The 9,318-nt window shown below is 69.0% G+C and carries 6 protein-coding genes; all 6 read left to right on the forward strand.

Features of this window, described 5'->3' with window-relative positions; genetic code table 11:
- A partial coding sequence (locus JR064_RS22665) for a M1 family metallopeptidase (protein WP_206231220.1) occupies positions 1-1,851 on the forward strand: 1,851 nt, incomplete at its 5' end.
- Between the two features lie 205 nt (positions 1,852-2,056).
- Positions 2,057-3,046 carry an alpha/beta fold hydrolase gene (locus JR064_RS22670; RefSeq protein ID WP_206231221.1) on the forward strand — a complete coding sequence of 330 codons (990 nt, stop codon included), beginning with the start codon at positions 2,057-2,059 and terminating at the stop codon, positions 3,044-3,046.
- Positions 3,043-3,762: an outer membrane protein assembly factor BamD gene (locus JR064_RS22675; RefSeq protein WP_053838437.1), complete on the forward strand. Its 720-nt coding sequence runs from the start codon at positions 3,043-3,045 to the stop codon at positions 3,760-3,762. Before JR064_RS22670 ends, JR064_RS22675 begins: the two co-directional genes overlap by 4 nt.
- Positions 3,753-4,379 (forward strand): HAD family hydrolase, encoded by a 627-nt coding sequence (locus JR064_RS22680; protein ID WP_206231222.1) that lies wholly within the window; start codon positions 3,753-3,755, stop codon positions 4,377-4,379. Before JR064_RS22675 ends, JR064_RS22680 begins: the two co-directional genes overlap by 10 nt.
- Positions 4,380-5,357: 978 nt before the next feature.
- On the forward strand, positions 5,358-7,367 hold the full coding sequence (locus JR064_RS22685) for a methanol/ethanol family PQQ-dependent dehydrogenase (RefSeq protein WP_179567397.1): 2,010 nt from the start codon (positions 5,358-5,360) through the stop codon (positions 7,365-7,367).
- Positions 7,364-9,121, forward strand: a complete 1,758-nt coding sequence (locus JR064_RS22690) for a quinoprotein dehydrogenase-associated putative ABC transporter substrate-binding protein (protein WP_206231223.1) — start codon at positions 7,364-7,366, stop codon at positions 9,119-9,121. Before JR064_RS22685 ends, JR064_RS22690 begins: the two co-directional genes overlap by 4 nt.
- The last annotated feature ends 197 nt before the right edge of the window (positions 9,122-9,318 follow it).

Consider the following 9,318-nt stretch of genomic DNA (forward strand, 5'->3'; position numbering starts at 1 on the left):
GCCAAGCCCGCCCCCGCCGCCGCCGTGAAACCCGCCGACCGCAGCCACGACGAAAGCTCCTACGCCGAGCCGGGCAAGGTCGTGATCAAGGACCTGGCGCTGGACCTGAAGCTGGATTTCGACAGCAAGCAGATCGGCGGCACCGCCACCTACACGCTGGACTGGAAGGACAAGAGCGCCAAGCAGCTGCTGCTGGACACGCGCGAGCTGACCATCGAGAACGTGCAGGGCGACGACGGCAAGGGCAACCTGGCGCCGCTGCAGTACGCGCTGGCGCCGGCCGACAAGATCTACGGCAGCAAGCTGACCATCGAAGCGCCGAACCAGCCGCAGAAGGTCACCATCGCCTACCACACCGCCGCGACCGCTTCGGGCCTGCAGTGGCTGGAGCCGTCGATGACCGAGGGCAAGAAACTGCCCTTCATGTTCAGCCAGTCGCAGGCGATCCACGCGCGCAGCTGGGTACCGCTGCAGGACACGCCGAGTGTGCGCTTCACCTACAGCGCGCACGTCGTTTCGCGTCCGGACGTGATGGTGCTGATGAGCGCCGACAACGACCCGAAGGCGGCGCGCGACGGCGACTACACGTTCAAGATGCCGCAGCCGATCCCGTCCTACCTGCTGGCCATCGCCGCCGGCGACCTGGTGTTCAAGCCGATCTCCGAGCGTTCGGGCGTGTGGGCCGAGCCGACCATGGCCGACAAGGCGGCCAAGGAGTTCGAGGACACCGAGAAGATGATCGTCGCCGCCGAGACGCTGTACGGTCCGTACCGCTGGGGCCGCTACGACATGCTGGTGCTGCCGCCGTCGTTCCCGTTCGGCGGCATGGAGAACCCGCGCCTGACCTTCGCCACCCCGACCGTGATCGTCGGCGACAAGTCGCTGGTGTCGCTGATCGCGCACGAGCTGGCGCATAGCTGGTCCGGCAACCTGGTGACCAACGCCAGCTGGAAGGACATCTGGCTCAACGAAGGCTTCACCACCTACGTGCAGGCGCGCATCACCGAGGCGCTGTACGGCGCCGAAGCGGCGGAGATGGAGCGCGAGATCGACCAGACCGACCTGCTCGCCGAGGTCAAGGACATGAGCCCGGCCGACCAGGCGCTGGCGCTGCCGGCGCTGACCGAGCGCGATCCGGACGATGCGCTGAGCCAGGTCGCCTACGTCAAGGGCGCCTGGTTCCTGCAGTTCCTGGAGCAGCGCTTCGGCCGCGCGACCTTCGATGCGTTCCTGCGCGGCTGGTTCGACGACCACGCGTTCCAGAGCGCCAACACCGACCAGTTCGTCGCGTATCTGAAGAAGAACCTGCTGGCCAAGAAGCCCGATGCGGTCAGCGAGGCCGAACTGCACGCGTGGCTGGACGAGCCGGGCATCCCGGCGTTCGCGCAGAAGGCGCGTTCGCGCAACTTCGCGATGGTCGATACCGCGCGCATCGCCTGGGCCGGCAGCGGCACCCTGCCGGGCAAGCAGGTCACCGACGCCTGGAGCACGCAGGAGTGGACGCGCTTCCTCAGCGGCCTGGGCGCCACGTTGAAGCCCGAGCAGCTCAAGCAGCTCGACGCCGCCTACCACTTCACCGGCACCGCGAACGGCGAGATCGCCATGCGCTGGTATCCGCTGGCGATCCGCAGCGGCTACGTCGACGCGCGCCCGGCCGCCGGCGAGTTCATCGCCCGCGTCGGCCGCCGCAAGCTGATCCTGCCGATCTACGCCGAACTGGTGAAGACCCCGGACGGCCTGGCCTTCGCCAAGCAGGTCTTCGCCCAGGCCAAGCCCGGCTACCACCCGATCACCACGGTGTCGGTGGAAGACATGCTGGCCAAGGCCGACAAGGGCGCCGCCGCGCACTGAGGCGGCGCTGCGTGCGCACGCACGGCACGTATCACGGCGCCGGGAGCAGTCCCGGCGCCGTTTTCGTTTGCGCAACGGCGACGGCCGCCGCGCGCTGCCTGCGGCGCACCGACCCGAGCGCACTGCGCCAGCGTGCAGGGCTTGGCGCAAACCGGGCCGCATGCGAAGGTAGGCGCATGGCACGTTTCCGGTTCCCGGCTCTTCCATGTTGCTGCTGACGTTGTTGCTGCTGCTGGCGTTCACCGCGCTGGCCGTGGGGGTGACGCTGCTGGTGGGCGCGGTGCTGCTGTTGCGCAGCAAGCCGTTCCTGCTGGTGCGCCTGGAAAGCCTGCGCCTGCGCCGGGGCAGTGGCCTGCAGCGCTGCCAGACGCAGGTCGCCGGGCATCGCTGGATCTACCTGCACCGCGCCGCGGCCGATCCCGCCGCCCCTGCGCTGCTGCTGGTGCACGGCTTCACCGGCAGCAAGGAGAACTGGTTGCCGCTGGCGCGCGCGCTGGGCGACCGCTATCACCTGTTCATTCCCGATCTTCCCGGCTGGGCCGAGAGCCAGCGCATCGACGGGCAGGACTACGGTTTCGTCGCGCAGGCCGAGCGCGTGGCCGCGTTCGCCGCGCAGTGCGTGCGCGGGACGGGCAGCGAATGCGTGCTGGTCGGGCATTCGATGGGTGGCGGCATCGCCGCGCTCGCCGCCGCGCGCCATCCGCCAGTGTTCGATCGCGTCGGCCTGCTCAACGCCGCCGGCGTGCGCTTCGCCGACAACGCCTTCGGCCAGGCGGTGCTGGACGGCGACAATCCGTTCGCGGTGTACGACGCCGACTCGCTGCGCCGCTACATCGACACGGTCTTTCTGCTGGAGCCGAGCAAGCCGCGCATCCCGTCCTGGGCGGTGTCGTCGATCGTCGCCTGGCGGCGCAGCGAGGCCGGCTTCGAACAGCAGGTGCTGGCGCGGATCGGACGCAGCGAGGAAGCCTTCCTGCCGTTCGAGGAAGCCGCGCGCATCCGCCAACCGGCGCTGCTGCTGAACTGCGTGCAGGATGCGGTGATCGATGCCAGCGCGCTGGCGCTGTACGCGCAGCGCGTGCCGCAGGCGCTGCAGGTGCTGCTCGACGGCAGCGGCCACATGTCCATCGTCGAGAAGCCGGCCGAGGTCGCGCAGGCGATCGATACGTTGATCCAACGAGGAGTCCCCCGATGAAACGCATTCTGCTCGGCGCGCTGTGCGCCGTCGCCCTGGCCGGTTGCGGCGACCACGAGGCCGAGCGCAAGGCGCAGGCCGCCGCCGAGGCGCAGGCCAAGGCGCAGGCCGCCGACGACCTGGCCAAGCAATACGACGCCGCGGTGAAGTCCGGCAACTGGGACCTGGCGCGCATCCATGGCGCGGCGCTGCTGGAGCAGTACCCCGGTTCGGACGCGGCCGAGCGCATCGAGCCCGGCTATGCCGAGGTCAAGGCCAAGGGCGAGGCGGCGCGCGAGCTGCGGCGCATGCAGGCCGCCTGGGAGTATTCGCAGGTGCCGGCCGGCAAGGGCACGCAGCGCTCGGCGATGCTGTACAGCCGCGACAAGGTCGATGTGGACGGCAGCGGTCCCAAGCCGGTGCAGCTGGTGTTCCGCGACCACCCCGAATGGAAGCGCAGCGCCTACCTGGTGCTGCAGGCCGGCGATTTCCGTTGCGCCGGCGGCTGCAAGGTGCAGTTGAAGGCCGACGCGGCCGCGCCGCGCGCGGCCGCGGCATGGCGTCCGAACACCGACGAGGCGATCGCGATGTTCATCAGCGACGACAAGGCGCTGTGGAAGCTGGCGCGCAAGACCACGGTGCTGCAGATCGAGTTCCCGGTGAAGGCCGGCGGCACCCGGACCGCGGTATTCGAGACCGGCGGCCTGGACGGGTCGCAGATGCCGGGATGGGATTGAGCGCGGCGGCACCCGGCGCGCGCCTGCGCCAGGTGCGGCACTGGGTGTTCGACATGGACGGCACGCTGACCCGTGCGGTGCACGATTTCGCGCTGATCCGCCGCGAGCTGCAGATTCCGCAGCAGGCCGACATCCTGCAGCACCTGGCTACGCTGCCGGACGGGGAGGGCGCCGCCAAGCACGCCTGGCTGCTCGAGCACGAACGCGAGCTGGCCTTGGGCGCCGTCGCCGCGCCCGGCGCGCCGGCGCTGCTGCGGACGCTGCATGCGGCGGGTTGCCGGCTGGCGGTACTGACCCGCAACGCGCAGGAACTGGCGCAGCTGACGCTGCGTGAGATCGGGGTCGAGGATCTGTTCGAGGACGCCAGCATTCTTGGCCGCGACGAGGCGCCGCCCAAGCCGCATCCTGGCGGTCTGCAGCAGTTGGCTGCGCACTGGAGCGTGGCGCCGCATTCGCTGGCAATGCTCGGCGATCACGAATACGACCTGCAGTGCGGGCGCCATGCCGGCGCGACCACGGTGCTGCTGCATGCGGACAATCTCTGGCCGGCGCTGGCCGATTTGCATTTCGCCGATTGCGCGGCGCTGCTGGACTGGTGGCGGGACGCGGCCGGGTAGGGCGTCTTCTCTGTGGGAAGGACTTCAGTCCCGACGCTTTGCCGGTGAAGCCCCGTCGGGACTGAAGTCCCTCCCACAAAGGTGAAAAGCGCGCCAGCTGCGGTCGTTGCCTCTGGCATGCAGATCCGGTTTCTTGTGCGCGTGCGTCGCTTGGCGTGTTGCCGATCCCTGCATCCTTCTGATTCCCCTGCCAGGGCCACGGCGAAGGCAAAAGCTGAAGACAAAAGCAGAGCTTTCGCCTTGCGGCGAGTCACTTTTCTTTGCTTGTGCAAAGAAAAGTAACCAAAAGAAAGCACACCCTGCCTTCGCGCCCTCCGCGCTGCGCGCTCCGGGTCCGCGAATAGGCCGGGATTCGCGGAAGGGGCATCCTGCCCCTGCCGCGAACGGCGCACATCCCTGTGCGCCGCCCCTTCGGGGTTTTTCCCGACCTATTCGCCGCTGCGTAAGGGACCCGGAAAGTCCAAAGCAACAGCAAGAGCAAAGGCAACAGCACGACGAGCACGGGCTGGGGAGTTTGCCGCCGCGGATGCAGCGGTTTGCCGCTCGCGCCGGTGATCTGCGGTGCCGCATTTCCAACAACTGCTGTGCGATGCAATAGCGTCGGGACTCAAGTTCCTTCAAGGAGTCTCGGGCGCCAGTACCCCAACGCGCACCGGCAGCACGGCGACGGATCGGTCCGGGATCTGTCCTGGAGTCTGCCAGGTACGCCCGTCGCTGCCGCGCATGGCGCTTCTGCCCCCGCTGCGCCAATCGCGATACAGGCGGGTGGCGCAAAGTGTGCCGTTCTCGATACAGCGCTGCGGCGCGACAGGGGCGCGGCGGTGTCCATGCCGCGGCCGATGCTTGCGGCTCAACGATGGCGCAGTGCAGCAGCGTGCTGGCACGTCGATTGCTCCCTTTCTCCCGATGTTTCCACATCCCGCCGCGCAGGCCGTTCGACGGTAAGCGCCACGGCTCTTCAACGAGGGGAGTAGAACGATGCACAGTCATCCATGTCGTACCCGTGCCTGGACGCTGCTCGCGCTGGCAACCGCGCTGGTGCTGGCAGGCTGCAAGAAGCAGGAAGACGCCGCGGCACCGGCCGCACCCGCCGCCGCGCAGCAACCCGCCGCGGCGGCGCCGGCCGCGGTGGCCGACACCGACAGCGAGTTCGCCGCCACCGCCAGCAATCCCGACAACTGGGGCGGCATCGGTCGCGACTTCGGCCTGAACCGGCACAGCCCGCTGGCCGAGATCAATCGCGACAACGTCAAGAACCTGAAGATGTCGTGGGAAATGAAGACCGACGCCACCCGCGGCCACGAAGGCCAGCCGCTGGTGATCGGCAGCATCATGTACATGGTCAGCGCGTATCCGAACAACGTGTTCGCGATCGATCTGGCGCAGGAAGACGGCGGCAAGGTGCTGTGGAAATACACCCCGCAGCAGGACGAGCGCTCGGTGGCGGTGGCGTGCTGCGACACGGTCAACCGCGGTGCGTCCTATGCCGACGGCAAGCTGGTGTTCGGCAGCCTCAGCGGCGACGTGATCGCGCTCGATGCCAAGACCGGCAAGGAAGTGTGGAAGCAGAAGCTCGCCCATCCGGAAAAGGGCGAGACCATCACCATGGCGCCGATCATCGCCGACGGCAAGGTCGTGGCCGGCATCAGCGGCAACGAGTTCGGCGTACTCGGCCGCGTCGCCGCGTTCGCGCTGGGCGACGGCAAGCAGGTGTGGTCCTGCGATGCGGCCGGCAGCGACAAGGCGATCTGCCTGGGTCCGGACTTCAACAAGGCCAATCCGCAGCACGGCCAGCTCGGCGACCTGGGCATCAAGACCTTTCCGGAGGACGGCTGGAAGCGCGGTGGCGGCGCGGCGTGGGGCTGGTACAGCTACGACCCGAAACTGAAGCTGGTCTACTACGGCACCGGCAATCCCGGCCTGTGGAGCCCGTCGTACCGCTGCGGCAAGACCACGCAGAAGGAATGCGATACCGGCGAATACGACAACAAGTGGTCGATGACCCTGTTCGCACGCAAGATCGATACCGGCGAAGCGGTGTGGGGCTACCAGAAGACGCCGTTCGACCAGTGGGACTACGACGGCATCAACGAGCCGATCCTGGTCGACCTGACCATCGACGGCAAGCAGGTCCCCTCCGTTGTGCAGTTCGACCGCAACGGCTTCGCCTACGTGCTCGACCGCCGCGACGGCACCCTGCTGCGCGCGCACAAGTTCGTGCCGGCCAACTGGGCCGAGAGCATCGACATGAAGACCGGCCGCCCGATCAAGGTCGCCGCGCATTCGCCGCTGGAGCGCGGCAAGAAGGTCGAGGCGTTCCCGTCGGCGATGGGCGGCAAGGACCAGCAGCCGTGCTCGGTGGATCCGGCCAATTCGGCGGTGTTCTTCTGCGGCACCAACAACTGGCACATGGAACTGGAACCGCAGGAACGCGGCAACACCATGATGGGCCTGCCGTACGTGTTCGCCAACGTGATGATGAAGCCGAACGAACCCGGCGCGCTGGGCATCGTCAAGGCGTTCGACGTGGTCGAAGGCAAGTCCAAGTGGGAGATCAAGGAGAAGTTCCCGGTGTGGAGCGGCACCCTGGTCACCGACGGCGGGCTGGTGTTCTACGGCACGCTCGACGGCTGGTTCCGCGCGGTGGACAAGGACACCGGCAAGAAGCTGTGGGAGACCAAGTTGCCGTCGGGCATCATCGGCAACCCGATCGCCTACAAGGCCAACGGCCACCAGTACGTGGCGGTGTTCTCCGGCATCGGCGGCTGGATCGGCCTGCCGGTCGCCGGCGGCCTGGATCCGGGCGATCCGTACGGCGCGTTGGGCGCGGCGGGCCTGGCCTTCAGCAACGGCTTCGACAAGATCCCATTGGGCGGCATGGTGCATACCTTCCGCATCGACGGCGCCGGCAAGACCGTCACCGCCAGCGCAACCGCCACCGCTGCAGCGGGTGGCGCACCGGCCGCCGCGGCCAAGACCGCGCGATGAGTCGGCGGCGACGCGTCCATGTTGCGAGCGACCGCCCGGGGGAGGCGGTCGCCCCGCGGCGCTTGTATCGGGGCGCGCGCGCCGTGGTGTTGCTTTGCAGCCTCGGACTCGTCGCCGCAGGTTGCACGCGCGAGCCGTCGTCCGCGACGGCTCGCGTTCCTGAGGCCGCCTCCAGCGCGGCCGCCAAGCCAGCGGCGGGCAGCACGCCCGCGCCCGCGCTCCCCGCCGATGCGGCGGTGCTGCGGGTCTGCGCCGATCCGGGCAACATGCCGTTGTCCAATCGCGCCGGCGAAGGTTTCCAGAACAAGATCGCGCAGGTCCTCGCCGAGGCGATGGGCCGGCGCCTGGAATACGAATGGCGCACCTACTATCAACGTGGGTTGGCGCGCAGCACGATCAACGCCGGGCGTTGCGACGTGCTGATGGACATGAACAGCGATTTCGAGATGGGCTTGCCCACGCAGCCGCTGTACCGCTCCACCTATGTGCTGGTGACCCGCAAGGGCCTGGCGTTGCAGCCGACGTCGCTGGACGATCCGGCGCTGAAGAAACTCAAGATCGGCGTGTTCCAGAGTTCGCCGGCGCGGCAGGCGCTGTTCGACCACGGCGTGTCCGGCGACGTGCAGTATCTGTTCTACGATTCGGCGACCTCGCCGCAGGACCACCCCGGCAAGCTGGCCGAACGCGTCGCCGGCGGGCAGCTCGACGCCGCCGAATCCTGGGGCCCGGTCGCCGGCTACTACGCCGCGCGCGGCGGCCTGGGCGTGGTGCCGCTGAACGTCATCGACGACGAAGTGCTGGAGTATTCGATGGCGTGGGCGGTGTCGCGCAAGAACGCCGACCTGCGCGATGCGCTGAACGCGGCGATGCAGCGCAACGCCGGCAAGATCGGCGCGATCCTGCGCGAGTACCACGTGCCGCTGGTGGCCTGCGCCGACTGCATCGTCAAAGGCGATCTGCGCTCGCACGGCAGCTACGACACGCCGGCCGACGATGTCACCACGCCGAGCCCACAGGCTTCCTCGGAGATGCTGGCGCAACTGCAGCTGCGCATCGCCGGCGGTGCCGATCCCAACCAGGAACTGGCGCATGCGCTGGATGCCGGCGATGGCGTGCGCGTGGCCTGGCTGCTGCGCCACGGCGCCAGCGCCGACCGGCCCAACCTGCTGGGCGAGCCGCCGCTGCACCAGGCGATCCGCAACCAGGCGCCGCCCCTGGTCGGCGAGTTGCTGGCGGCCGGCGCCAACGTGGAAAGCCGCGACGGCAGCGGCTGGACGCCCTTGATGAAGGCGGCCTGGGGCAACGACGCGCAGAGCACCAAGCTGCTGCTGGCGCGCCGGGCCAAGGTCGATGCGGTGTCCAAGGACGGCTGGACCGCGCTGGACCTGGCGATCTCCTATGCCGATGTCGAACTGGTGCAGGCGCTGCTCGGCGCCGGCGCCAACGTGCGCCGCAGCAATCCGGCCGGCTTCACCCCGGTGATGTTCGCGGTGGCGCGCAACGATCCGCAGATGCTCGATGCCTTGCTGGCGCGCGGTGCCGAGGCCGACCGGCCCAACCGCGCCGGCGTCACCCCGCTGATGCTGGCCGCCGCGGCCGGCCGCGAGGCCGCCAGCCGCCGCCTGCTCGCCGCCGGCGCCAACGCGGCCACCCGCGACGCCGACGGCAAGACGCCGGCGGCGCTGGCGCAACAGCGCGGCGATGCGTCGCTGGCGCAACTGCTGACGGAGGCCGAACACCGACGCACGCAATGACCGCCACGCCTTACCTGCTCGTGCCGCCGCCGCGGCGTTCACGTCCCCACAGTCCGTCCCGCAAAGGTTCTTTTCCCATGCGCAATGCCGTCGTCCGCCGCTCCGTCGTGCCGAAGCTGCTGCACCTGTCCCTGTTCGCGTTGACCCTGGCCCTGGCCGCTTGCGGCAAGGAGGCACCGCCTTCCGCCCCCGCCGCC

Source organism: Xanthomonas bonasiae (genome assembly GCF_017163705.1).
Classification (GTDB): domain Bacteria; phylum Pseudomonadota; class Gammaproteobacteria; order Xanthomonadales; family Xanthomonadaceae; genus Xanthomonas_A; species Xanthomonas_A bonasiae.